This window comes from Pseudomonas sp. NFX71, assembly GCF_048079215.1.
GTDB lineage: Bacteria > Pseudomonadota > Gammaproteobacteria > Pseudomonadales > Pseudomonadaceae > Aquipseudomonas > Aquipseudomonas fluorescens_B.
The window spans coordinates 147,932-172,030 of the sequence record NZ_CP182230.1 but is presented as its reverse complement, the minus strand read 5'-3'; the positions used below and the strand labels follow the sequence as shown (position 1 = coordinate 172,030).

Sequence of the window (24,099 nt, the reverse complement as noted above, 5' to 3'; positions counted from 1 at the left end):
CGGATTTGAGTGGGAGAGTGTCGCCATGGATTTGCGCCGAGTGTTCGGTTGGTCATTGCTGTTGGGCCTGACGGTGTTGCCAACACTGTCTGTCGCCGCGGGCAAGTGCGAACGCCTGGTGGTCACCGGCAGCCCGGATGCGCCGCCGTACCTGTGGCAAGACCCGCAAAATCCCAAGCACCTGATCGGCGCCAGTGCCGATTTGTTGCAGCACGTGGCAGGGGAGTTGGGCATCAAGGTCGAGTTGCTGTACGCCGGCAAACGCTCCCAGGCCCTCGATGAAGTGCGCAGCGGGCGCATGGACATGCTGGCGGATGCGCCGTTGACGGTCAGCGAACTGGAAACCCTGGATTACATTCATCCGCCGTTGCTGGAAAACGATTACCTGGTCTGGACCCGAAAGGATTCGCCACTGGTCTACAACGAAGCCCAGGACCTCCACGGTCATCCCGGCGCAGCGTCGGAAAAGTTTCGGATGACCACGGCATTTGGGACGTTCGCCGAGCAGCAATTGACCCTCATCCGTACACCAAACCTCACCCAAGCCCTTCAGAAACTGCTGTTGGGCGAGGTGGAATTTGTTCTCGCCGGACGCTACTCCGGCATGGCGGCCGCGCAGGCACTGAGCATGGCCAACGATCTGGTGGCGCGTCCACAACCGGTCGACAAACCCGGTCTGTACCTCGCGGTTTCCCATAACTCCGCCTGCAACGATCCGTGGTTGCGCGGACAGCTGGCCAAAAAGATGACAGAATTGCCCGCGTCCGGACTGACGGAAGCCGCGCTGCAACGCAACATCGAGCGTTGGAAAGCGCAGCAACAACAACCCGCCAGTACCCCAAAACAGTAGGGATTTTTAGTGAGTATTCGACCTCTTTTCGCAGCCCTGGCCGTTCTGGCTCTGGCGGGTTGTGCAGCCGATCCGGCGCCGAATGAACAAATTCGCCTGACCGAACAGGCCTTGATACAAGCCAAAGCCGTGGGTGCCACTGCCGACGAGGTGCCGGAACTGAAACTGGCCGAAGACAAGTTCAGCCGTGCCCAGGGCGACATGGCGGACGAGTCCTACAAGCATGCGCGGATGCGCGCTGAACAGGCCGAGCTGGATGCGCGTTTGGCCGAAGCCAAGGTCCTGACCCTTAAAAGCGAGGAGCAGTTGAACGTGCTCAATACCCGTATCACCCGTCTGCGCAAGCAAGTGGGAGATGCCCAATGAGCCTCAAGTCCCGCGCCATCGGCGGATTGATCCTGGCGGGTTGCGCCAGCCTGTATGGCTGCGCCGGCCAGCACAGCGAAACCGCATTGCAAAACGCCGGTGCCGACTTCCAGAAGGTCAAGGAAGATTCCAACGTGCTGCGAATCGCGCCGAAAGACGTGATTCGCGCCGGAGAGTCCCTGGCCCGCGCCGACCGCCTGTCCAGCTACTGGGGCAGCGGTTCGGACGTGGTCCATTACGCTTACCTGAGCCGGCGCTACAGCGAAATCGCCCGAGAGCACACCAATCAGGTGCTCAATGAGGAGCGCGCGGCGAAGCTCGAACTGGAGCGTCAACGCCTGCAACTGGCCTTGCGCGAGTCCAAGTTGCTCAGTGTGCAGCAACAGGGCAAGTGGCTCGAAGAACAGATTGTCGCGCTCGCCACGACCCAGACCGACCGTGGCCTGGTGATGACCCTGGGCGACGTGCTGTTCGATACCGGCGAAGCGGAGTTGAAAAACTCGGCGAACCGCGTGGTGTTGAAAATCGTGCAGTTCCTGCAGCTCAACCCCAAGCGCGTCGTACGCATCGAAGGCTACGCCGACAGTACCGGTGGCAAGCAGGAAAACCTCAAGTTGTCCCGTGACCGCGCGCAATCGGTGGCCGATGTGCTGATGGACCTGGGCATCGACGATAAACGCATCCAGGTCGAAGGGTATGGTGACGAATACCCGGTGGACGTGAACGCCTCCGAACGGGGCCGTGCGCAGAACCGGCGGGTGGAAATTGTGTTCTCCGACGAAAAAGGCCAGCTCGGCGCCACCCGGTAGGCGCTGGCAGACCCTGCGATCTTTTGATCTTGCTCTTGATACTCAAGTGGGCCTGGAAAGATCGCAGCCTCGTTTCACTCGACAGCACCTACAACCCGGCCTGCCCGTCAGCGCCGGGTTTTTTTGCGCGCCGATTGCCGCACGCTTTCAGTAAAAAACAGTACAGTTTTTGCTGACACTGCACTGTACCGTCGACTATTGTGGCAACTGTCCCCGTACACTTCTAAACTGTTCCGGTATTGTTTCACACAAGAATAAAATGCCCGTGAAATCGAGTGCTGCGTCATGACCAATCTCTTGCTCTACCAACGTATTGCTCAGCAACTGGCCGAAGACATCCGTCGTGGTGTCTATCAACCGGGGGAGCGCGTGCCATCGGTGCGCAAGATGAGCTCGCAGCTCAACGTCAGCCATGCCACGGTGTTGCAGGCCTACGCTAATCTCGAAGATCAGGGGCTGATCCGCGCCCGGCCGCAGTCGGGTTACTACGTGCACCAGACACCGGCCCTGACTGCGCCGACCCCGGACATCGCTCGGGTAGAGCGCCCCGGTCTGGTCACCCGCAGCAGCATCATTCAACAAGTATTGGTCGAGTCCCGCCGCGAGGGCGTGTTCCCCTTGGGCGCGGCCGTGCCGAGCGTCGATTACCTGCCGGTGCGGGCGTTGCATCAGCAACTGGCCAAGGTCACCCGTTTCCATAGCCCGCGCGCTTTCAGCTACATGTTCAGCCCCGGTTTCGAGCCGCTGCGCCGCCAGGTGGCCATTCGCATGCGCGACGCCGGTGTGGTGGTCGATCCGTCCGAAGTGGTGATCACCCACGGCTGTGTCGATGCCTTGCAGATGTCCCTGCGCGTGCTGACCCGGCCGGGCGACTTGATCGCCGCCGAGTCGCCGACCTATTACGGTTTGTTGCAACTGGCTGACCTGCTGGGCCTCAAAGTCATCGAGATCCCCAGCGATCCGGCCACTGGCATGAGCCTTGAAGCGCTGCAACTGGCAGCCAATCAATGGTCGATCAAGGCGCTGGTGCTGACCACACGCCTGAGCAACCCGCTCGGCGGCACCATGCCTGAAGAGCGGCAGAAACAACTGCTGCGCCTGGCCTCGGATTTCGACATCCAGGTGGTCGAGGACGATATCTACGGCGAACTGATGTTCGAACAGGGCCGCACCAAGTCACTCAAGGCTTACGACCGGCTGGATCGGGTGATCTATTGCTCAAGCTTCTCCAAGACCCTGTCGCCAGGCGTGCGGATCGGCTGGATGATCGCCGGCAAGTACCAGCAGGAAATCCAGCGCCTGCAGACCTTCAGTACGCATTCCGCTTGCAGCGTCACGCAGATGGGCATTGCGGCGTATCTGGAAAATGGTGGTTACGACCGACATCTGCGCTACATCCGGCAGGAATATCGCAAGAACCTCAGCGCTTTCCAGCTCGCGGTGCAGCAGTATTTTCCGGAAGGCACGCAGATGACCCGGCCGACCGGCGGTTTCATTCTGTGGGTGAGCCTGCCAGGCCGGGTCAACACGCAAGAACTGCATGTACGGGCTTTGCAGCAAGGCATCAGCATTGCGCCGGGGCTGATTTTCAGTAACACCGAGCAGTTCAATCACTGCATCCGGCTCAATTGCGGTACGCCGTGGAACCGCGAAGCCGAGCGTGCCTTGATGACCCTGGGGATGCTCGCCACGCAACTTTGCCAGGAGATGGCGGGCGGCATTTGAGGGTGCGTTTCCCACCCGAGCTTGTCATGTTGCGTCCAACAAGCGAGCATATGGCACTGCCGATAGTGCCGCTCGCTCCGTTGGGTCCATGAAACCGATTTTTTCCGCCGTCTGGCTTTCGATCTGCCTGTTGATGACCTTCCAAGCGGAAAGCATCATGGCGGCTTCCGTTCCGGAAAAAAACGCCACAAGCACGGCTTCGAAAAAAGCCGCACCCGTCAAGAAAGCTGCTCCGGCCAAAAAGAACGTGGCCAAGGTGAAGAAGCGTCCGCCCATTGCGTCCAAGTCCAAGGCTGCCAGCGAGGTCGTGAAAACCCGACTGCCTTCGGCTGACCTGGATTTGAGTCTGCCCGAAGAGATGGCCGAAGAGTTAAAGCCGATCGGTACAGTTCCATTGCCCCGGCACGACGCCGTGTTGCCGCAAATGTTCGGTGACAAGGCCGGCAGCTCCCCCTTTCAGCTCAACGGGCGACTGATCAGCAACGAAATGAAGTTGCAACTGCGTAACGAAGAACGTCGTGACGTTGATGGTGCCGCGCTGGAGTTCGAGTTCAAACGATAATTTCTTTGCTCTGTGACCCATTCGCCAGACGCTTTGTCGGAGACTGGTCAGTCACGTTCGATCAAGCGTAAAAACCCTGCCTCCGGCAATTTAAAACAACTGTTTTAGCGGTTACTCTGTGCCCCGTCCTTTAACACATCGCCCTTCGCGAGGAGCTCGTCGTCATGAAATGCCGTGAAGGCTGTGGCGCCTGTTGCATTGCCCCTTCCATCAGTTCGCCGATTCCCGGCATGCCCAACGGCAAAGCCGCCGGAGAACGTTGCGTACAACTCTCTGTCGAAAACCTGTGCAGTATTTTCGGCCAACCGGAACGTCCTGCCGTGTGTTCGGCGTTCGAAGCCGACGTCGAAGTCTGCGGAAGCAGCAGTGACGAAGCGATCAGATTGCTGGGCTGGTGGGAGCAGATGACGGCTGCGTGATGTGTTCTACGAACGGAACTTCAACAACAAGGAATAAGACTATGGGTTCGCTGTATCGTATGGCTGTGTTGTGTGGTTTGACGGTGGTGTTGGCGACTTCCGCCGCACAGGCCGAAGACTGGAAGGTGGCCAAGAATGAAGACGGCATCAAGGTGTCCTTGAGCGAAGTGGCCGGCTCCGACTACAAGGCTTATCAGGGCGTTACCCTGATGAAAACCACCATGGCCAAACTGCGCGCACTCCAGGAAGACGTGGCAGGCGCCTGTACCTGGATTCACGAGTGCAAAATGCAGAAGCTGCTCAAGCACGAAGGTGACCAGAGCTGGACCTACACCCAGTTCAATACCCCATGGCCGGTGACTGCGCGTGATTCGGTGCTGCATATCACGACCACCGAAGGCCCCGATGGCAGCCTGACGCGCAAGCTCGAAGGGGTGCCGAAGTACATTCCCGAAGAGAAAGGTTTTGTGCGGGTTACCAAGGTTGAGGGGTTCTGGAAGTTGGTGCCCAAGGGGGATCAGGTCGAAGTGACTTATCAGGTTCACACTGAACCGGGTGGGAGCATTCCGTCGATGGTGGCCAACAAGTTTGTGGTTGATGCGCCGTTCAATACTTTGAAGGCGCTGAAGGAGCGGGCTGAGAAGTAATTGCCTTGGGGGGTGGGTGTACATATCCATTGCTGCGGCGGCGGCTATTGGTTCCGCCGTCACCAAAAAAACGGATATGCCCAAGGTAGAAAACACCTCCCAAGACAGCTACTCGCTGATCTTTTTTATGTTTCCGAATATGCGTTGCACGAAATTTTCACAAAGCCTCCAAGACAATTCGCCCGCGCCAGTCGTGCTGGTCAGTAATCAATGGCAATGCCGCGATTGATCGTGCAACATTTGCGCACCGCGCAAACCCCGGGGCCGATAACTGGCCGACAGAGGGCAGGGCGCAGCTTTATTTTGAAACTTCAACTTCCAATGGGTCCTAAAACGAAATGGCAATCCCGGACGCCCTGAGTCAGCAGCGAGCTTCTAGTCGCCTGCTGCAACCGACCGTCAAATCGCATCTGGCCTACACGTTGCTGTGTGCCCTGGTCATGATGGTCATGTTCAGCCTGCTGCGCGTGGCGCTGCTGCTCTACAACCGCGAGATGATCCTCGACACCCCGGCCTCGACCTTTTTGGAAGCGTTCGCCAACGGTCTGCGCTTCGACCTGCGCCTGGTGGTCTACCTCAGCATCCCGCTGTTGTTGGCTCTGTTCAGCGCCCGTGCCATGGCGGCCCGAGGGTTCTTCCGTTTCTGGCTGACCATCGCTTCGAGCATCGCGTTGTTCCTCGGCCTGATGGAGATGGACTTCTACCGCGAGTTCCACCAGCGCCTCAACGGCCTGGTCTTCCAGTATGTGAAGGAAGACCCGAAAACCGTGATGAGCATGCTCTGGTACGGTTTTCCGGTAGTTCGCTACCTGCTGGCCTGGGCCGTGGGCACCTTGATCCTGACCCTGGCGTTCAAGGGCGCCGACCGTGCAACCCGTCCTCGCGGCCCGTTCAGCGGCGGCAGCATCGGCACTCGCCAGATCGCCCCGTGGTACGCGCGCATTACAGTGTTTGTGGTGTGTTTGCTGGTCTGCGTGGTCGCGGCTCGCGGCACCCTGCGCCAGGGTCCGCCACTGCGCTGGGGTGACGTCTACACCACCGACTCGAACTTCGCCAACCAGTTGGGCCTGAACGGCACCCTCTCGCTGATTGCGGCAGCCAAGAGCCGGATGTCCGAAGAACGCGACAACATCTGGAAAGCCACACTGGAGCAGCCACTGGCCCAGCAGACTGTGCGTGACATGTTGCTGACGCCCAGCGATAAACTGGTCGATCCGGAAACGGCCGCTGTCCGCCGCAACTACACCCCGAATGCCGACAAGACCCTGCCGATCAAAAACGTCGTCGTGATCCTGATGGAAAGCTTCGCCGGTCACTCGGTGGGCGCGCTGGGGCGTCCGGGCAACGTCACGCCATACTTCGACAACCTGTCGAAAGAAGGCCTGTTGTTCGACCGCTTCTTCTCCAACGGCACGCACACCCACCAGGGTATGTTCGCCACCATGGCCTGCTTCCCGAACCTGCCGGGTTTCGAATACCTGATGCAAACGCCGGAAGGCAGCCACAAGCTGTCTGGCCTGCCGCAATTGCTCAGCGCCCGTGACTACGACGACGTCTATGTCTACAACGGCGACTTCGCCTGGGACAACCAGTCGGGCTTTTTCAGCAACCAGGGCATGACCAACTTCATCGGACGTAACGACTTCGTTAACCCGGTGTTCTCCGACCCGACCTGGGGCGTGTCCGACCAGGACATGTTCAACCGTGGCCTGGAAGAGTTGAAGGCCCGCGACGGCAAGGACAAAAAGCCCTTCTATGCCTTGCTGCAAACCTTGTCCAACCACACGCCATACGCTTTGCCGACTCCGTTGCCGGTCGAGCGCGTGACCGACCGTGGCAGCCTCAATGAACATTTGACCGCCATGCGTTACTCCGACTGGGCGCTCGGTCAGTTCTTCGAGAAGGCGCGCAAGGAGCCTTATTTCAAGGAAACCCTGTTCGTGATCGTCGGCGACCACGGCTTCGGCAATGAGCAGCAGATCACGGAAATGGACCTCGGCCGTTTCAACGTGCCGATGTTGCTGATCGGGCCGGGCGTGCAGGACAAGTTCGGCCAGGTCGACCACACCGTCGGCACCCAGATCGACATCGTGCCGACCATCATGGGCCGTATCGGTGGCGACGTGATCCACCAGTGCTGGGGCCGTGACTTGCTGAACCTGCCGGAAGGCGACAAGGGTTTCGGCGTGATCAAACCGTCGGGTAGCGATCAGACCGTAGCGTTGCTGACCGCAGACCGCGTGTTGGTACTGCCCAAAGAGATGCCGCCGAAGCTGTATCAATACGAACTCGGCGCCAATCCGAAAGGCGAATTGATCCCGGCGTCCGCTGACGAAGCGGCCCTTAAACAGAAACTCGAGTCGTTCATCCAGACGGCGACCAAAAGCCTGATCGACAACACCGCCGGTGTGGTTGACGGCAAGCCGGACTAAGTTTTCGGCGCAATAAAAAAGAGGCCCTTGAAGGGCCTCTTTTTTTTGCCTGTTAACTTTTTATATCTTGCCGAGTAACAGCAGGATCAACAGCACCACCAATACCACGCCGATGATACCCGACGGGCCATAACCCCAACTTCTGGAGTGTGGGAATACCGGCAGGCCACCTACCAGCAGGAGGATCAGAATAATGATTAAAATTGTGCCCATGTCGATTTCCTTGTTGGAAGTGTTCTGGAATTACCTGGCTATAAACGTTCAGCTGGACTGCAATAAACCCAGGCTGCTTACAAAGTCCGACTGCCGTAGATGAAAGAAAATTCCAAGTTTTTTTAATGTTTTTCGAAGATAGGCTTATTTCGTTTGAGAGAGATTAAGTTGATCCGCCCGCTTGCACGGTTTGCTCAGGCCATTCAGCAATCTGATGGAGCGTGGGTTGGGCGATGTCCTTCGCTACACTCGACGCATCTTCCCCGGAACAACAAGGCTGTTTGCTATGCAAAATCGCATGATGATCACTGGCGCGGGCTCGGGCCTGGGTCGCGAAATCGCGCTGCGCTGGGCGCGTGAAGGCTGGCAACTGGCCTTGTCGGATGTCAGCGAGCCTGGTCTGCAGGAAACCCTGAAGCTGGTTCGCGAAGCCGGCGGCGACGGTTTCATCCAGCGCTGCGATGTGCGCGATTACAGTCAGCTCACCGCTTTCGCCCAGGCCTGTGAAGTCAAGCTCGGTGGCATCGATGTCATCGTCAACAACGCTGGCGTTGCCTCGGGCGGGTTCTTCAGCGAACTGTCCCTGGAGGACTGGGACTGGCAGATCGCAATCAACCTGATGGGCGTGGTCAAGGGCTGCAAGGCGTTCCTGCCGCTGCTGGAAAAAAGCAAAGGCAAGATCATCAACATCGCGTCGATGGCTGCGTTGATGCAAGGCCCGGCCATGAGCAACTACAACGTGGCCAAGGCCGGCGTGGTGGCATTGTCGGAAAGCCTGCTGATCGAACTGGCGCAGCAGGAAATCGGTGTGCACGTGGTGTGTCCGTCCTTCTTCCAGACCAACCTGCTGGACTCCTTCCGCGGCCCGACGCCGGCCATGAAAGCCCAGGTCGGCAAATTGCTGGAAAGCTCGCCGATCACCGCGACCGACATTGCCGACTACATCTATCAGCATGTGGCCGCCGGCGAATTCATGATCCTGCCCCACGAACAGGGGCGCATGGCGTGGGCGCTCAAGCAGAAGAATCCGCAGCTGCTCTACGATGAGATGACCATCATGGCCGATAAAATGCGCGCCAAGGCCAAACAGACCGCAGGCTGAACTTGCCCGTTGGCACCGTGATCGCTAGGGTGGCCGCCATCGGTCATCCTCGCGGGACGCTTTGCATGCTCAATTACCTGTGGTTTTTTCTCGCCGCCCTGTTTGAAATCGCCGGCTGCTTTGCCTTCTGGATGTGGTTGCGCCAGGGTAAAAGCGTCTGGTGGGTCGTGCCGGCGTTGCTGAGCCTGACATTGTTCGCGCTGCTGCTGACCCGTGTCGAGGCGACTTACGCCGGACGCGCCTATGCCGCCTACGGTGGCATCTACATCATTGCGTCGATTGGCTGGCTGGCGGTGGTCGAACGGATTCGTCCGCTGGGTTCGGACTGGATTGGCGTGGCGCTGTGTGTGATCGGTGCGAGCGTCATCCTGTTCGGTCCGCGTTTCTCCGCAACCTGACGCAAACCCACAGTGTGTAAGACGTTTCCTTAAGGGGGTTCGTCTTGTGCTGTAGGGCAGGACTGTTTTGCGCTCGTCGCATTGAAGGCCTGTGGCGCGCCGGGCATCTTCAGGGTTCGATAACCTTGAAGGACGAATGCCATGCTTGTACTCAGCCGCGTTGTAGGCGAAATGATTTCCATCGGTGACGACATTTCAGTGCGTATTGTCGGCGTCAACGGCAACACGGTGCGCTTTGGCGTCGAAGCGCCGCAGAGCGTCAATGTGCACCGTGCCGAAGTCTACAAGCGCATCCAGGCCCAACTGGAAAAAAGCAAAGGACGATGAAACATCAATCGAACAGATGTTTGGGCACGTCGTGCTTGAGCATCAACTGGCACTGCTCGCTTTCCGGGTCGAAGACAATCAGCGCCTGGCCCTTGGTCAACGCCTGACGAACCCGCAATACGCGGGTCTCCAGCGGCGTGTCATCGCCGTTGTCGGTGCCGTCACGGGTCACGAAATCCTCGATCAGGCGGGTCAGGGTGTCGACTTCAAGTTGGTCGTGGGGAATCAGCATAGGCACCTCGGCTAAACAATGGGCGCGATGCTACGGCGAATGGGCGGTTGCGGCTAGTCTGTGGTTATAGCGTCGCCTGGCGATCCACCAGGCGACCTGCCATCCGTATCAGCTCTCGGACCGCTGCCCCACCAGACTGTCCACCGAAGGCACCCTCGTATCGCTTTCCATCTGCGTGTCATGTTCGATTTGATGGCTGAACCGGTCCAACGAGCCCTTGGCCGGCTGCGCATCGCTGGCGAACACTGGCGGGCTGAGAATGTAGGCGCCGAGCAGGCGACTGAGTGCCGCGAGGCTGTCGATGTGCGTGCGTTCATAGCCGTGAGTCGCGTCGCAGCCGAAGGCGAGCAGGGCGGTGCGGATGTCATGGCCGGCGGTGACCGCCGAATGCGCGTCGCTGAAGTAATAGCGGAACAGATCGCGGCGCACCGGCAACTCGTTATCGCTGGCCAGTCGCAGCAAGTGCCGGGACAAGTGATAGTCATAAGGCCCGCCGGAATCCTGCATCGCCACGCTGACCGCGTGTTCGCTGGAATGCTGGCCGGGCGCGACCGGCGCGATGTCGATGCCGACGAATTCGCTGACGTCCCAGGGTAACGCCGCCGCCGCGCCGCTGCCGGTTTCCTCGGTGATGGTGAACAGCGGATGGCAGTCGATCATCAGTTCTTCGCCGCTGTCGATGATAGCCTTCAAGGCCGCCAGCAAGGCGGCAACGCCGGCCTTGTCGTCAAGATGACGGGCGCTGATGTGGCCGCTTTCGGTGAATTCCGGCAAGGGGTCGAAAGCCACGAAATCGCCGACGCTGATCCCCAGGGAATCGCAATCGGCACGGGTGGCGCAATAGGCGTCCAGGCGCAGTTCGATGTGATCCCAACTGATTGGCATTTCATCCACCGCAGTGTTGAACGCGTGTCCGGAGGCCATCAGCGGCAACACACTGCCCCGAATGACGCCGTTGTCGGTAAACAGGCTGACGCGGCTGCCCTCGGCGAAACGGCTGGACCAGCAGCCGACCGGCGCCAGCGTCAGGCGGCCATTGTCTTTGATGGCGCGAACGGCGGCGCCGATGGTGTCGAGGTGGGCGGAAACGGCGCGGTCCGGGCTGTTTTTCTTGCCCTTGAGCGTGGCGCGGATCGTGCCGCGGCGGGTCATCTCGAACGGAATACCCAGCTCTTCAAGCCGCTCGGCGACATAGCGCACGATGGTATCGGTGAATCCGGTGGGGCTGGGAATGGCGAGCATTTCCAACAGGACTTTTTGCAGGTAATTGAGATCTGGTTCGGGGATTTTGCTAGTCATGGAAACTCCTGATGAGTTGAGCGCATCGATGGTTTCGATGAGGAAGATTTGTGTCGACTGAACTGACGCCTTGGCGAGCAGGCTCGCTCCCACATTTGACCGCGTACCCCTGTGGGAGCGGGCTTGCCCGCGATAGCGTCAGCCCAGATAACACATGATTAGGAAATGGCTGGCTGACTGTGCGGAAACAACAAATCCACAAACCGCTCGGCCGTCGGCTGCGGCTCATGGTTGGCCAGCCCGGCGCGTTCATTGGCTTCGATAAACACGTATTGCGCTTGATCCGCCGCGAGCACCATCAGGTCGAGCCCGACCATCGGAATGTCCAGCGCTCGCGCCGCGCGCACGGCTGCATCCACCAGTGTCGGATGCAGGATCGCCGTGACATCTTCAAGCACACCGCCGGTATGAAGATTGGCCGTACGCCGTACAAACAAATGTTCGCCCGCCGGCAGAATGCTGGTGTAGTCGTAACCCGCTGTCTGCACAGTGCGTTCGGTTTCGTGGTCCAGCGGGATTTTGCTTTCACCGCTGGTGGCCGCCTGACGTCTGCGACTCTGGGCTTCGATCAGCGCGCCGATGGAGTGCTGCCCATCGCCCACCACTTCCGCCGGCCGGCGAATCGCCGCGGCGACCACTTCAAAACCGATGACCAGAATCCGCAGGTCGAGGCCTTCGTGGAAGCTTTCCAGCAACACGCGGCTGTCGAACTGGCGGGCGGACTCGATGGCGTGCTGCACCTCTTCAATGGTCCGCAAATCCACCGCCACCCCTTGACCCTGCTCGCCATCCAGCGGTTTGACCACGACCCGTTCGTGCTCGTCGAGAAATGCCAGGTTGTCGTCGGCGTTGCCTGCAAGCAGTTGCGCCGGCAGGTTCAGGCCGGCATTTTTCAAGACCTTGTGGGTCAGGCTCTTGTCCTGGCACAACGTCATGCTGATTGCGCTGGTCAGGTCGCTCAGTGACTCACGGCAACGGACCCGCCGACTGCCATGGATCAGAGTGAACAGGCCCGATTCGGCATCATCGACCTGGACTTCGATGCCGCGCCGATGGGCTTCATCAACGATGATTCGCGCATAAGGATTGAACGCGGCTTCTGGACCAGGGCCCAGGAACAAAGGCTGATTGATCCCGTTCTTGCGCTTGATCGCAAAGGTCGACAGGTTGCGAAAGCCGAGTTTGGCGTAAAGACTTTTCGCCTGGCGGTTGTCATGCAGCACTGAGAGATCGAGGTAACTCAGTCCACGGCTCATGAAGTGTTCGATCAAATGCCGCACCAACACTTCACCGACGCCGGGTCGCGAACAGTGCGGATCGACCGCCAGGCACCAGAGGCTGCTGCCGTTTTCCGGATCGTTGAATGCCTTGTGATGATTGAGGCCCATGACGCTGCCGATGATCGCGCCGCTGTCCTCGTCTTCGGCAAGCCAATACACCGGGCCGCCCAAATGACGCGGAGTCAGCAGGCTGGCATCGATCGGCAACATACCGCGGGCCTGATACAACTGATTGATCGCCTGCCAGTCCGCATCGCTTTGTGCGCGACGAATGCGAAAACCGCGGAACACGCGGGTTGCCTGACGGTAATCGCTGAACCACAAGCGCAAGGTATCCGACGGATCAAGAAACAACTGTGCCGGCTCGAGCCCTAGCACTTGCTGGGGGGCGGCGACATACAGGGCGATGTCTCGCTCGCCCGGCTGCTCATTGAGCAATTCCTGGGCGAGGCTCGACGGATCGGGGAATGTATGGCCGATCAGCAACCGGCCCCAGCCGCAATGCACGGCAATCGGTGCGGCGCCCAGTTCACTGCCGTCTTCGGCCAGGCGCGCCTGCAAGCGTTCGTACGAGGGCGCCTGACCGCGCAACAGGCGTTGGCTGTACGCCGTGGCGTGAGGTTTCATCGATCAGATTCCTTGTTCACTGAGCCACAGGTTCAGTGCCGCCAATTGCCACAGCTTGGAGCCGCGCAAAGGGGTCAACTGGCCTTGTGGATCGGTTAGCAGGCGGTCCAGCATCGCCGGGTTGAACAGGCCGCGATCCTGGCTTGGATCCAGCAGCAATTCGCGCACCCAGTTCAGCGTGTCGCCTTGCAGATGCTTGAGGCCCGGCACCGGGAAGTAACCTTTCTTGCGGTCAATGACTTCGCTTGGAATCACCAGTCGCGCGGCTTCTTTCAGCACTTGCTTGCCGCCGTCCGGCAGTTTGAATTTGCCCGGCACCCGCGCTGACAACTCCACCAGGCGATAGTCGAGAAACGGCGTGCGCGCCTCCAGGCCCCAGGCCATGGTCATGTTGTCGACACGTTTGACCGGGTCGTCCACCAGCATCACCGTGCTGTCCAGACGCAACGCTTTATCCACCGCCGCATCGGCGCCAGGTTGTGCGAAATGCTCCTTCACAAAGTCGCCGGCGGCGTCATTCGCGGTCAGCCATTTCGGCTGTACGGTGGCGGCATAGTCCTCGTAGCTGCGGTCGAAAAACGCCTCGCGGTATGCCGCATACGGATCGGCCGCACCATCGACCTGCGGATACCAGTGATAACCGGCAAACAGTTCGTCGGCACCCTGGCCGCTTTGCACCACTTTGCAGTGCTTGGCCACTTCGCGGGACAGCAGGTAAAACGCAATGCAGTCATGGCTGACCATCGGCTCGCTCATGGCGCGGAATGCCGCCGGCAGTTGCTCGATGATCTCTTTTTCGTCAATGCGCAGTTGATGGTGCTGCGTGTTGTAGTGTTTGGCGATGAGGTCCGAATACTGGAACTCGTCACCGCGTTCGCCGCCGGCATCCTGGAAACCGATGGAGAAGGTCGAGAGGTTTTCCACGCCGACTTCACGCAACAGACCGACCAACATGCTCGAGTCGACACCGCCCGACAGCAGCACGCCGACATCCACCGCCGCCCGTTGACGGATCGCCACGGCGTCGCGGGTGCTGTCGAGGACACGGTCGCGCCAGTCTTCGAGGGTCAGGTTCATCTCATCGGCGCGTGGGCCGTAGGGCAGGGTCCACCAGGTTTTCTGCTCGGTACGGCCATCCGCTTCGATGCGCATCCAGGTGGCCGGTGGCAGCTTTTCAATGCCGGCCAGCAAGGTGCGCGGCGCCGGGACCACCGCGTGGAAGTTCAGGTAATGATTGAGCGCCACCGGATCGAGGATCGGGTTGATGTCGCCGCCCTTGAGCAATGCCGGCAAAGCGGAAGCGAAGCGCAGGCGTTGGCCGGTGCGCGACAGGTACAGCGGCTTCACGCCGAGACGGTCACGGGCGATGAACAGGCGCTTGGCGTCGCGCTCCCAGATGGCGAAGGCGAACATGCCATTGAGCTTGGGCAACAGCGCTTCGCCCCAGGCGTGATAGCCCTTGAGCAGCACTTCGGTGTCGCCGCCGGAGTAGAAGGCGTAACCGAGGCTTTCGAGCTCGGTGCGCAGTTCCGGAAAGTTGTAGATCGCGCCGTTGAAGGCCAGGGACAGGCCCAGTTGATTGTCGACCATCGGCTGCGCCGAGCCGTCCGACAGGTCCATGATTTTCAGGCGACGATGGCCCAGGGCAATCGGCCCCTGGCTGTGAAAGCCCCACGCGTCAGGGCCGCGAGGTGCCAGGTGATGGGTGATTCGTTCAACGGCTGCAAGGTCCGCAGGTTGATGATCAAAGCGTAACTCGCCAGCTAATCCGCACATAAAGTCCTTACCGGTTTTTCCGTTGGGGAGGGTCAATCGATACCCGGCCAAAACGACGGGTACTCAGAAACTGACCCGCTGGGATGGTGGGAGTTTTAGATCGATAAGTAATAAGCATCTGTGGCTGGGAACGACAGCCCTGGCAGAAATGCGCATTGCTGTGGTGGTAATTATTGAAGTGATGCATAGAAGTTGCTGTTGGGATGCACGCTCATTCGACCCGGTATTCGAATTATCAAATGCCTGTCGAGCTTCATAGACTGAAGGCCTCTCAACGCAATAAGGATATTGCTCATGCTGGCTACGACTTCCAAAACCGCCCCCGTGGCGGTGCCCATGACATCGGCACAGCGTCTCGAAGCGTTGTTGGAGCACACAGGCGACCTGGACAAGGCGCAAGTGCTGCAGGCGTCTATCCCACAATGGCTGGCGACGGCGGATCTGAATGAAGTGCAGGCGCTGAAGGCTGCGTTCGAACAGTCATTTGCTGCCCAAGGCAAGGTCATGGAGGTGCTCAAAAAACTCAAGCCGCTGGACGAGTTCTGCAAAGAGCAACTGACCGGGTTTCTCAAGGGCAAATGGACGATCGATTTCGACGTCGAGCGCGACACGCTGGACATCACCAAAATAATCTACACCTCAACGGGTGTGCTCCCGGTCCTTGGCGGCAAGAATAAAGAAACGACCACCTCACGCAGCCTGCTCCAGGCGGCCATGGAAAACTTCACTTCTGCGGAAGCGGCGGGCGGCGGCATTCCGCACTCGGTCGTACGAATCAATAGACAGGCGCAATCAGGCGCTGAAGCAACCCCTGAAAAGTTCGCTGCACTCTGTCGTGAACTCGACCTTGGCGCCCGCTATCAGCGCCATATCGAGCAGGTCCTGGCATTGCCGCCCAGACTCGCACGTGGTGTGCCTGTCGATGATCAGGCCTCCGCGGCGGACATCCGGCGGTTGAAGGTGTTGGACATGCAAGTCGCCCTCCACATGGCCTCCCTGAAAAAGAACATCACGCCCGCGGTCTACACGATGCTGCTGAGTGTGATCGATCAGGATCTCCCGGCTGCTCAAACCAGAGGCGCGCTGTTTGATGGCGGGCCGGTGCATTGGCAGGGCTTGATGATTCATGACGCCTGCATCTGTGGGGCACTGGTATTTACCAAAGTCTCCATCGATACCGAGCCGAAGGCCCGGTGTGTGGTTTATATGCCGAACGAACCCAGACGACCGCTGTATGAATACGCCTCGCTGGATGAATTCAAGGTCTACCTGACCCTCCATTTGCAAAGCAGACGCTACCGGAAGTCTTTCGCCGAGCAGTACCTGCACGGACACGATAAAACCGGGTTTTTTAGCCAGTTTGACAAGGGCAAGACCTTGGGCCCGCTCGCTGCCGCTCCGGCCGATACCTGCCTTGGCGATTTTTTCTTCAGTACTTTTGTCAGTACCACGCAAAAAGACGCACGAGTGCTTGCCGTGCCGACTGAAGATGTCGATGAACAACAGCGGGAAACAACCATTCAGGCAGTGCTCGATGGGGGGCTTCTGCTGTTGAACGTAGCTGCTTTTTTCGTCCCGGTGATCGGCCAATTCATGCTGACTGCGGCAGTCGTCGACATCGTCAGTGAGGTCTATGAAGGTGTGGAGGACTGGACGCACGGCGAACGGGCCCAGGCGCTGTCCCATTTGCTGAGTGTTGTGGAAAACGTCGCGCAGTTGGCAGCGTTTGCCGTCGGCGGAAAAATCATCGCGACAGCAATGGGCAAGGGCGCGAAGGAGCAGGAGGCATTTTTCGACGGTTTCGAAGCCATCACTCGCGCTGATGGCAAAGCAAGGTTATGGAAACCCGACCTCGAACCCTATAAACAGACCACAGCGTTGCCAGGCGACATGCAGCCTGATTCGCAAGGGCTTTACCGACATGGCGGACGGACGTCGATCGTCATGGCAGGAACACCCTATCGCACCACCCGTAACGCCGCAGGGTCGGCATGGACCCTCAATCATCCTGTGCGCACTGACGCCTTTGCGCCTGCCGTCGAGCGAAGTGTGGAAGGTGGCTGGCGGCATGCCTATGAGCATGCGCACGAGTGGCGCGACGGTGCTTACGCGCTGGGGCGCACGGATCCGCGCCTCGGCGATCTCGGCAGTGATCTGGAAGCGATTGCCCGCATCACCGACATGACGCCTGACACGTTGCACCTGCTCCATGAAAGCAACCTCAAGCTACCGCAGCGACTGAATGATTGTGTCGAGCGCTTCAGGATTGACCGGCGCATCACCGCGATGGTCGCGGCAATGGAACGGGGAGAGAACGCGAACAAGGCATTCATTCAGGAGCAACTGCATACACTGCCGAGGCTGCCCGGCTGGCCGGCCGATCGCTTCATTGAAGTCCACGACGGGGCGGACCAGGTCGTCTCGCGCTTCCCCGAAACCGCCCCTCACGATGATGACGTGAGCAGCGTGCACATCCTTCAGTCGGATCTGGACTCGGGGAAATTGCTCGATACCGTCATCAGTGGCCTCTATCCGGCAGAAGTGGAGGGCATCGTTGGTCGCACGACGACTGAATCGAAATCGCAGCTGCTGGCAAAGAAGATCGCGACAACGCTCAAGAGCAATCGCCAGCCGCTGTTTCAGTGGCTCTATAAATCGTGGGACGGCACCGCCACCGGTGACGTTGCGACGCTGGGCGAACACGCCGCGGACCTTCCTGTCCGCGTGCGACAGGAATTGCTAAATAACGCTTCTGGCAGGGATCGCCGTTTTCTGCGTGAGCGCAAAATCCTTGGGATGGATCTCGCTCGGCAGGTCAGTGAGGCACAGGCGCTGATCAGGCAGGACCGTGCGCTCACCGGGTTGCATCTCCCGCACCTGGCCAATGCCGACACCGACAGACTGACGCTCGGGTTGATGGACAGGGTGCAAGGCTGGGATGACAGCTGCCGACTGGAAGTGCGACAGGGCTCAGTGACCGGCACCTTGCTGGACAGCGTGGGCGAAGTGGAAGCGCTGTCGCGCGGGGTGATTGTCAAGACATCCACCGGGTATCAGGTCACCCAAACCAACGGCAATGTGTCTTCCACGCTGACGAGCGAGACGCTGCTTCCATCGATAGTGGATGCCTTGCCTGACAGCGCCCGTACCCGTCTCACCAACGACGATACGCTGGATGTCCCGACGCTACGATCTCGGCTGTTGAGGGCCGCCGCCGGCGATCCGGCACGTACCGCGCGGGTGTTGCGGGGGGAACTCAGTGAAACACCCAAGCACCTTTTTGCCTGTGTCCAGGCCGATCCCCCCGCAGCGGGCACTTATGCCAGAGGCTTGATCCGTAAAGTCAGAAAGCTCTATCCACTGTTCACGGATGCCCAGGTTTCGTCGTTTCTCGACAACGCCGGCAGCACCCAGATGCAGCGGGTGAATCGAATCAAGGAGCTGCAGCAGCAACTGAAAAAACTGCTCGGCGTGTTGCACACCTGGCGTGACGATGAAGTGCAAATGAAGAAGTTACCGGGGCAGATCGACGATATCCGCGCCGGCCGTCGTCAGGTGGCCGAAGCCATCGAACACTGCTGGCGCCGGGTAGAACTGCGAAATCAGCCTTCTACATCGCTCGTGCTGGAGTGCAACCCCGTCGGTCCATTGCCATCGCTGACCGAACCGGATGTCGCCCATGTGCGCAGCCTTTCAATCAGAGACATGCAGGCCGGTGATGAACTGGCGTATTTCCTCGCGCCGTTCAAAGGGCTGGTCACTCTGGAGCTGGACCGCAATCAACTCACACGATTGCCTGAGGCGTTGTCGCATATGCCCAACCTCCAGCACTTGAGGCTGGAGGGTAATCAGCTTCAACTGACTGAATACACCCTGCGCAAACTGGCTGATATGCGCACTTTGCGCACGTTGGGGCTGAGCGGCAATCGCTTGGGAGCCACGATTGATGTCAGCAAAATGCGGGATCTGAAAGAACTGCTACTGCGCGATACTTACGCGACGGAACTGCCTGTCGGGCTGTCCCGCTTGCCGTATCTGGACTTCGTGGACTTGCGAGGAAATCAGATTAGGGAGTTGCCGCAATGGCTGTTCCAACTTCCTCAGCGATTCGCTTTGGCGATCAACCTGCGTCATAACCCCATATCCGAGACGAGCCGAACTTCGCTGGAGGCCTACCGGAGCCGTACGGGCATCGGGATGGGGTTGCTGCAGAATGAAACGGCGGTGCTCAATGATCAAAGGGCTCGAGACCTGTGGATGCCAAAACCGGTTGAAGAGACCTATGCCAGTCGTAATCGTGCATGGCTGGCGCTGAAGAACGAACCCCGGGCGAAAGAGTTCTTTGAACTGCTGGCGGAAGTCGGGAGCTCGGCGGATAGCCGTTTTGTGAACGAAGACATGACCCGGCGCGTCTGGAGTGTCATTGAGGCGACACGGACGGACTCGGCGTTATGCACTCAATTGCTGTCGATGGCAGTGAAAGCCAATTGCGCTGATGATGCGGCGACGATCTTCAGTAACCTCGAGGTCGCCGTCGAGATCGGCAGGGTGGTTCGACAGTCCGCCAATGCCCATGATCAGGCCGCTCGGTTGTTGAAACTGGGGCGAAGCCTGTTCCGTCTGGATTATCTTGGCAGAATTGCTCGGGAACAGGCCCAGGCCAATCCTGCGCTCGATGCGGTGGAAGTGGAGCTGGCTTATCGCACCGGCCTGGCTGACCGGCTCGAACTGATCGGCCAGCCCCGGCACATGCGTTATGCGTCGCTCAGTGGCGTAAAGGCTATTGATCTGGACGTTGCCTACAACAAGGTCATTGCCGCAGAAATCTCATCTGAACTTTCGACTTACATCAGTGGCCGCACGTTCTGGAGCGACTTTTTGCGACAGCATCATGGCCAACAGTTCACCGACCTGACGGCACCCTTTCACGTGCGGATGGAAACAGCCTTCGAAAATGAGGCGACGCTGGGCTCGGACTATCGTCCGCAGGTTGACGGCATCGCCGATGAGTTGAAGCAAGCCGAGACTGCGTTGCTGAAGCGCCTGACCGAGGCGGCCTTGATGGCTGACGAGTCAAGGACTTGCTTTGCGCTGGATTGAGCGCCTCAGGCCTTGCCCCGGATCAATCGGCGCAAGGCAAACCGGTTCGGATGGCACGCCTCGGCCACGGCTCTGGGCACTGGCAACGGTTCGTTATCCAGCCACGCCGCCAGCAACTCGCCTGACAACGGAGCGGTGATCAAGCCTCGGGAACCGTGGCCGCTGTTGACGTAAAAACCGTCCAGCCATGGACAAGGGATGTCCGGGGTTTGCCGGGCATCCTTGCTCAAGGCGCTGTAGGCGTCGACGAACGCCTGGCCGTCGGCCAATGGACCGACAATCGGCAAGTAATCCGGGCTGGTGCAGCGAAACGCTACGCGCCCTTCAAGTGCTTCAGGCTGCAATCCATTCGCGCCGAGCCGAGCGACCAGGTCTACGGAGATTTCTTCGAGCATCTGCAGATTGCCTGCATGTTCGGCAGCGGTCGGCGTCAGGTCGTCGGAGTTGAAATCAAAACTGGCGCCGAGGGTGTGTTCACCCAAACGAGCCGGCGCGACGTAACCTTCGGCGCAGACGACGGTGCTCAGCGCCTGGCTTTCAGAGGTCTGTGGCAGGCGAGTGATTTGCCCGCGAATGCGTTTGAGTGGCAGCTCGCTGCTGTAGGAGAAACGCTTGATCTCGGCAGCGCCGGCCAGTACCACCACCGGGGCTTCGGCCAGCAGGGTTTCGCCATCCAGGGCTTGCCAGTGTCCCTGCACTCGGCGCAACTCCAGCACATCGTGATGGGGCAGGATCTGTATGTTCGGGTGCGCAGCTTGCCATTGGCACAGGGCGGGCGGGTGCACCCAGCCGCCTTCGGGGTAGAACAGGCCACCCGATTGCAGCGCGATGCCGGCACGGATTTCGGCCTGCGTTTGATCGAGCGTGTGCAGCAAGTCCTCGGGAAACGCCGCGGCCAATTGCGCCTGACGCTCGGCTTCCTTGGCGTTGAAGGCCAGTTGCAGCACGCCACAATCGTCCCAGTCGAGACCTCGATGCAAATGCTCAAGCAAGCGTCGGGTGTGGCCGAACCCGCTGACGATCAATTGCGACAACGCGGTGCCATGTGCGGACAGCTTGAGGTACAAAACCCCTTGAGGATTGCCCGAGGCTTCCTGCGCCAGTGCTGCATGACGCTCCAGCAGACTGACCTGCCAACCCCGGGCCGCCAGGCTGGCGGCTGTCGCGCAACCGGCGAGACCGGCACCGATCACCAGGGCACGACGTTCGCTGGTCAAGGAGGCCGGACGGGCAAACCACGGTTTCGCCATGGCGGGCTTCGCGGCCTCCTCTGGCCAACCGAGAAACACCCCGCGCAGGATTTCCCATTTGTGGCCGATGCCGGGCGTGCGCTTCATCTTGAAGCCTGCAGCATTCAACAGACGACGCACCCACCCGGTGCTGGTGAAGGTGCTGATCGTCGAGCCGGGCGCCGCCAGTCGGGCCAGCTCGGCAAACAGTTCGGCGGTCCACATGTCGGGGTTTTTCGCCGGGGCGAAACCGTCGAGAAACCAGGCATCAATCTGCGCATCCAGTTGCGGTAACTGTTCCAGCGCATCGCCGATCAACAGCGTCAGGGTAATGCGTCCCTGGTCCAGAATCAGGCGCTGAAAGCCTTGATGGATTGCCACGTATTGCGCCAACAGTTGATCGGCAAACGGTTTGAGCTCTGGCCACAAGGCCAGCGCCCGCTGCAGATCGGGCAGGCTCAGCGGGTACTTTTCGACACTGACAAAATGCAATCGCGCACCGGCCACCGCGTGCTGCTCGAACAACTGCCAGGCGCACAGGAAATTCAGCCCGGTACCAAAGCCGGTCTCGCCAATCACCAATCTCCCGCCCACCGGCAATGCGGCAAAGCGTTCACGCAGCGCGTTCTGTTCGAGGAAGACGTAACGGGTTTCGTCCAGCCCGGACAGGTCGGAAAAATACACGTCATCGAACACCCGCGAACGCGGGAGCCCTTGGTCGTCCCAGTCGAGCTGGGCGTGGGGCAATACAGGTTTCATGGCAGGCTCGGTAACGGCAAGGCGGCCATTCTAGCCGATCGCCGCCGACGTGCTTGATCCATGGCAAGGCTTGCCGATCTGGATCAGCGAAACTTCCAGGCCGGGAGGGGCGCTTTGTGGTGAGGGAGCTTGCTCCCGCTCGGCTGCGAAGCAGCCGTAAGCTGGATCTGCGTGTGCGTTTACTGATGTCGGGACGGCTTCGCCGTCCAGCGGGAGCAAGCTCCCTCGCCACAGTTTTCATCTCGGCCAACAAAGATGGATTTCTGCCACGCAGCAGAGGTCAATCCGCTAGTCTTGTTCAATCCTGGAAGGAGCCGTCCCATGTTCGAATCTGCTGAAATCGGTCACGTTATCGACAAAGAAACCTATGATGCCGAAGTGCCGGCTCTGCGTGAGGCACTGCTCGATGCGCAGTTCGAACTTCAGCAGCAAAAGCGTTTTCCGGTGATCATTCTGATCAACGGCATCGAAGGTGCCGGCAAGGGCGAGACGGTGAAACTGCTCAATGAGTGGATGGACCCGCGGCTGATCGAGGTCCGTACCTTCGATCAGCAGACCGACGAAGAACTGGCGAGGCCACCGGCCTGGCGTTACTGGCGGATGCTCCCGGCCAAGGGCCGCATGGGGGTTTTTTTCGGCAACTGGTACAGCCAGATGTTGCAGGCTCGGGTTCACGGCGTGATCAGGAGTCCCAGGCTCGATCAAAGCATCAACGGTGCTGAACGCCTGGAAAAGATGTTGTGCGATGAAGGTGCGCTGATCTTCAAGTTCTGGTTCCACCTCTCCAAGAAACAAATGAAAGACCGCCTCAAGGCCCTCGCCGACGACCCGCTGCACAGCTGGCGCATCAGCCCGCTGGACTGGCAGCAATCGGAGACTTACGACAGGTTCGTCAAGTACGGCGAACGCATTCTGCGCCGCACCAGTCGCGATTATGCACCGTGGCATGTCATCGCCGGGATGGACCCGCGCTATCGAAGCCTGGCGGTTGGCAAGATTTTGCTCGAGAGCCTGCAAGGTGCCTTGAAAAGACCGAAGATTCACCCGGACAAAGTCAGTGCCGCGCCCCTGGCCAGCAGCGTCGATCACGTCAACCTGCTCGACAGCCTCGACCTGTCCCTGCATCTGGACAAGGGCGATTACGAAGAGCAGCTGATCACCGAGCAGGCGCGGTTATCGGGATTGATGCGCGACAAACGCATGCGCCGCCACGCCTTGATTGCGGTATTCGAAGGCAACGACGCAGCCGGCAAGGGCGGGGCGATCCGCCGGGTTGCCGCAGCACTCGATCCCCGGCAATACAGCATCGTGCCGATTGCGGCTCCCACCGAGGAGGAGCGGGCACACCCGTACATGTGGCGTTTCTGGCGGCATATTCCGGCGCGGTCGAAATTCACCGTGTTCGACCGTTCCTGGTATGGCCGGGTGCTGGTGGAGCGCATTGAAGGCTTTTGCAGCCCGGCGGACTGGCTGCGCGCCTACAGTGAGATCAACGACTTCGAAGAGCAGATCGCCGATGCCGGGGTGATCGTGGTCAAGTTCTGGCTGGCCATCGATAAAGAAACGCAAATGGAGCGCTTCGAAGAGCGCGAGCAGATTCCTTTCAAACGCTTCAAGATCACCGAAGATGACTGGCGCAATCGCGAAAAGTGGGATGCCTACCGGGCTGCGGTCGGCGACATGGTCGACCGTACCAGCACTGAAATTTCACCTTGGACGCTGGTGGAAGCCAACGACAAGCGCTGGGCGCGGGTCAAGGTTTTGCGCACGCTCAACCTGGCGCTGGAAGCGGCGTTCGAAAAGTCCGACAAGCATGAGAAAAAGCTGAAAAAGCTGAAGACTTGAGCCGATGGCTGCGCATACGCGGGGTGAATGATTGTCGCGACCGGTCACGGGTGGACTTATGCTCGCTCCACTCTTCTCAACCGATAACAACAATGAGGTATG

Annotated in this window: 20 protein-coding genes; 14 read left to right on the top strand and 6 right to left on the bottom strand. The window is 59.5% G+C overall.

From position 1 onward, the window contains the following. The first annotated feature begins 25 nt into the window (after positions 1-25). The 9 genes from ACM1ZW_RS00785 to ACM1ZW_RS00745 all read left to right on the top strand — a co-directional run bounded on the left by ACM1ZW_RS00785 (position 26) and on the right by ACM1ZW_RS00745 (position 7,810). A complete protein-coding gene (locus ACM1ZW_RS00785) occupies positions 26-850 on the top strand; it encodes a substrate-binding periplasmic protein (RefSeq protein WP_416740010.1) in 825 nt (274 codons plus the stop codon). Positions 851-859: 9 nt separating this feature from the next. After that, entirely contained in the window at positions 860-1,216 is a 357-nt protein-coding gene (locus tag ACM1ZW_RS00780; RefSeq protein ID WP_017340077.1) for a DUF4398 domain-containing protein, read from the top strand. Beyond that, positions 1,213-2,025, top strand: a complete 813-nt coding sequence (locus tag ACM1ZW_RS00775) for an OmpA family protein (RefSeq protein ID WP_052909718.1) — start codon at positions 1,213-1,215, stop codon at positions 2,023-2,025. Before ACM1ZW_RS00780 ends, ACM1ZW_RS00775 begins: the two co-directional genes overlap by 4 nt. A 285-nt stretch (positions 2,026-2,310) precedes the next feature. Further along, positions 2,311-3,750 (top strand): PLP-dependent aminotransferase family protein, encoded by a 1,440-nt coding sequence (locus ACM1ZW_RS00770; RefSeq protein ID WP_017340075.1) that lies wholly within the window; start codon positions 2,311-2,313, stop codon positions 3,748-3,750. Positions 3,751-3,838: 88 nt separating this feature from the next. Beyond that, positions 3,839-4,312 (top strand): hypothetical protein, encoded by a 474-nt coding sequence (locus ACM1ZW_RS00765; protein ID WP_017340074.1) that lies wholly within the window; start codon positions 3,839-3,841, stop codon positions 4,310-4,312. A 164-nt stretch (positions 4,313-4,476) separates the two neighbouring features. Further along, positions 4,477-4,731 (top strand): YkgJ family cysteine cluster protein, encoded by a 255-nt coding sequence (locus tag ACM1ZW_RS00760; RefSeq protein WP_017340073.1) that lies wholly within the window; start codon positions 4,477-4,479, stop codon positions 4,729-4,731. A gap of 41 nt (positions 4,732-4,772) precedes the next feature. Next, a complete protein-coding gene (locus ACM1ZW_RS00755) occupies positions 4,773-5,378 on the top strand; it encodes an START domain-containing protein (RefSeq protein ID WP_416740009.1) in 606 nt (201 codons plus the stop codon). Between the two features lie 16 nt (positions 5,379-5,394). Then, on the top strand, positions 5,395-5,607 hold the full coding sequence (locus tag ACM1ZW_RS00750; RefSeq protein WP_414878071.1) for a hypothetical protein: 213 nt from the start codon (positions 5,395-5,397) through the stop codon (positions 5,605-5,607). A gap of 109 nt (positions 5,608-5,716) precedes the next feature. Continuing rightward, positions 5,717-7,810 (top strand): LTA synthase family protein, encoded by a 2,094-nt coding sequence (locus tag ACM1ZW_RS00745; protein ID WP_017340070.1) that lies wholly within the window; start codon positions 5,717-5,719, stop codon positions 7,808-7,810. 60 nt (positions 7,811-7,870) lie between these two features. On the opposite strand, the gene ACM1ZW_RS00740 is transcribed toward ACM1ZW_RS00745, so the two are convergent. Next, on the bottom strand, positions 7,871-8,029 hold the full coding sequence (locus tag ACM1ZW_RS00740) for a DUF3309 family protein (protein WP_174602692.1): 159 nt from the start codon (positions 8,027-8,029) through the stop codon (positions 7,871-7,873). Positions 8,030-8,309: 280 nt separating this feature from the next. Between ACM1ZW_RS00740 and ACM1ZW_RS00735 the strand changes: the two genes are divergently transcribed. The 3 genes from ACM1ZW_RS00735 to csrA all read left to right on the top strand — a co-directional run bounded on the left by ACM1ZW_RS00735 (position 8,310) and on the right by csrA (position 9,850). Continuing rightward, positions 8,310-9,125: an SDR family oxidoreductase gene (locus ACM1ZW_RS00735; protein ID WP_017340069.1), complete on the top strand. Its 816-nt coding sequence runs from the start codon at positions 8,310-8,312 to the stop codon at positions 9,123-9,125. Between the two features lie 65 nt (positions 9,126-9,190). Then, on the top strand, positions 9,191-9,523 hold the full coding sequence (locus ACM1ZW_RS00730; protein ID WP_017340068.1) for a YnfA family protein: 333 nt from the start codon (positions 9,191-9,193) through the stop codon (positions 9,521-9,523). A 141-nt stretch (positions 9,524-9,664) separates the two neighbouring features. Next, positions 9,665-9,850, top strand: coding sequence for a carbon storage regulator CsrA (gene csrA, locus ACM1ZW_RS00725; RefSeq protein WP_017340067.1), 186 nt, complete (start codon positions 9,665-9,667; stop codon positions 9,848-9,850). Positions 9,851-9,854: 4 nt separating this feature from the next. On the opposite strand, the gene ACM1ZW_RS00720 is transcribed toward csrA, so the two are convergent. From ACM1ZW_RS00720 to ACM1ZW_RS00705, 4 genes are all read right to left on the bottom strand, one after another. Beyond that, positions 9,855-10,082, bottom strand: a complete 228-nt coding sequence (locus ACM1ZW_RS00720; protein WP_003199186.1) for a YheU family protein — start codon at positions 10,080-10,082, stop codon at positions 9,855-9,857. A 108-nt stretch (positions 10,083-10,190) separates the two neighbouring features. Further along, on the bottom strand, positions 10,191-11,381 hold the full coding sequence (locus ACM1ZW_RS00715) for an osmoprotectant NAGGN system M42 family peptidase (RefSeq protein ID WP_017340066.1): 1,191 nt from the start codon (positions 11,379-11,381) through the stop codon (positions 10,191-10,193). A 158-nt stretch (positions 11,382-11,539) separates the two neighbouring features. Further along, complete coding sequence (gene ngg / locus ACM1ZW_RS00710; protein WP_414885130.1) at positions 11,540-13,288, bottom strand: N-acetylglutaminylglutamine synthetase; 1,749 nt, start codon at positions 13,286-13,288, stop codon at positions 11,540-11,542. Between the two features lie 3 nt (positions 13,289-13,291). Further along, positions 13,292-15,064 (bottom strand): N-acetylglutaminylglutamine amidotransferase, encoded by a 1,773-nt coding sequence (locus ACM1ZW_RS00705; RefSeq protein WP_017340064.1) that lies wholly within the window; start codon positions 15,062-15,064, stop codon positions 13,292-13,294. Between the two features lie 399 nt (positions 15,065-15,463). Here ACM1ZW_RS00705 and ACM1ZW_RS00700 point away from each other — a divergent pair, with 399 nt between their 5' ends. After that, entirely contained in the window at positions 15,464-20,164 is a 4,701-nt protein-coding gene (locus tag ACM1ZW_RS00700; protein WP_416740008.1) for an NEL-type E3 ubiquitin ligase domain-containing protein, read from the top strand. A gap of 5 nt (positions 20,165-20,169) precedes the next feature. On the opposite strand, the gene mnmC is transcribed toward ACM1ZW_RS00700, so the two are convergent. Continuing rightward, positions 20,170-22,152 carry a bifunctional tRNA (5-methylaminomethyl-2-thiouridine)(34)-methyltransferase MnmD/FAD-dependent 5-carboxymethylaminomethyl-2-thiouridine(34) oxidoreductase MnmC gene (gene mnmC, locus ACM1ZW_RS00695; protein ID WP_017340062.1) on the bottom strand — a complete coding sequence of 661 codons (1,983 nt, stop codon included), beginning with the start codon at positions 22,150-22,152 and terminating at the stop codon, positions 20,170-20,172. A gap of 321 nt (positions 22,153-22,473) precedes the next feature. On the opposite strand from mnmC, the gene pap reads away from it, so the two are divergent. Next, entirely contained in the window at positions 22,474-23,997 is a 1,524-nt protein-coding gene (gene pap, locus ACM1ZW_RS00690; RefSeq protein ID WP_416740007.1) for a polyphosphate:AMP phosphotransferase, read from the top strand. Positions 23,998-24,099: the final 102 nt, after the last annotated feature.

Excerpts from the sequence above, each read along its gene's own strand:
- ACM1ZW_RS00715 (WP_017340066.1), bottom strand. The coding sequence starts at position 11,381 with ATGACTAGCAAAATCCCCGAACCAGATCTCAATTACCTGCAAAAAGTC.
- ACM1ZW_RS00735 (WP_017340069.1), top strand. The coding sequence starts at position 8,310 with ATGCAAAATCGCATGATGATCACTGGCGCGGGCTCGGGCCTGGGTCGC.
- ACM1ZW_RS00785 (WP_416740010.1), top strand. The coding sequence starts at position 26 with ATGGATTTGCGCCGAGTGTTCGGTTGGTCATTGCTGTTGGGCCTGACG.
- csrA (WP_017340067.1), top strand. The coding sequence starts at position 9,665 with ATGCTTGTACTCAGCCGCGTTGTAGGCGAAATGATTTCCATCGGTGAC.
- ACM1ZW_RS00760 (WP_017340073.1), top strand. The coding sequence starts at position 4,477 with ATGAAATGCCGTGAAGGCTGTGGCGCCTGTTGCATTGCCCCTTCCATC.
- pap (WP_416740007.1), top strand. The coding sequence starts at position 22,474 with ATGTTCGAATCTGCTGAAATCGGTCACGTTATCGACAAAGAAACCTAT.
- ACM1ZW_RS00775 (WP_052909718.1), top strand. The coding sequence starts at position 1,213 with ATGAGCCTCAAGTCCCGCGCCATCGGCGGATTGATCCTGGCGGGTTGC.
- ACM1ZW_RS00765 (WP_017340074.1), top strand. The coding sequence starts at position 3,839 with ATGAAACCGATTTTTTCCGCCGTCTGGCTTTCGATCTGCCTGTTGATG.
- ACM1ZW_RS00745 (WP_017340070.1), top strand. The coding sequence starts at position 5,717 with ATGGCAATCCCGGACGCCCTGAGTCAGCAGCGAGCTTCTAGTCGCCTG.
- ACM1ZW_RS00770 (WP_017340075.1), top strand. The coding sequence starts at position 2,311 with ATGACCAATCTCTTGCTCTACCAACGTATTGCTCAGCAACTGGCCGAA.
- ACM1ZW_RS00705 (WP_017340064.1), bottom strand. The coding sequence starts at position 15,064 with ATGTGCGGATTAGCTGGCGAGTTACGCTTTGATCATCAACCTGCGGAC.
- ngg (WP_414885130.1), bottom strand. The coding sequence starts at position 13,288 with ATGAAACCTCACGCCACGGCGTACAGCCAACGCCTGTTGCGCGGTCAG.
- ACM1ZW_RS00755 (WP_416740009.1), top strand. The coding sequence starts at position 4,773 with ATGGGTTCGCTGTATCGTATGGCTGTGTTGTGTGGTTTGACGGTGGTG.
- ACM1ZW_RS00720 (WP_003199186.1), bottom strand. The coding sequence starts at position 10,082 with ATGCTGATTCCCCACGACCAACTTGAAGTCGACACCCTGACCCGCCTG.
- ACM1ZW_RS00730 (WP_017340068.1), top strand. The coding sequence starts at position 9,191 with ATGCTCAATTACCTGTGGTTTTTTCTCGCCGCCCTGTTTGAAATCGCC.
- mnmC (WP_017340062.1), bottom strand. The coding sequence starts at position 22,152 with ATGAAACCTGTATTGCCCCACGCCCAGCTCGACTGGGACGACCAAGGG.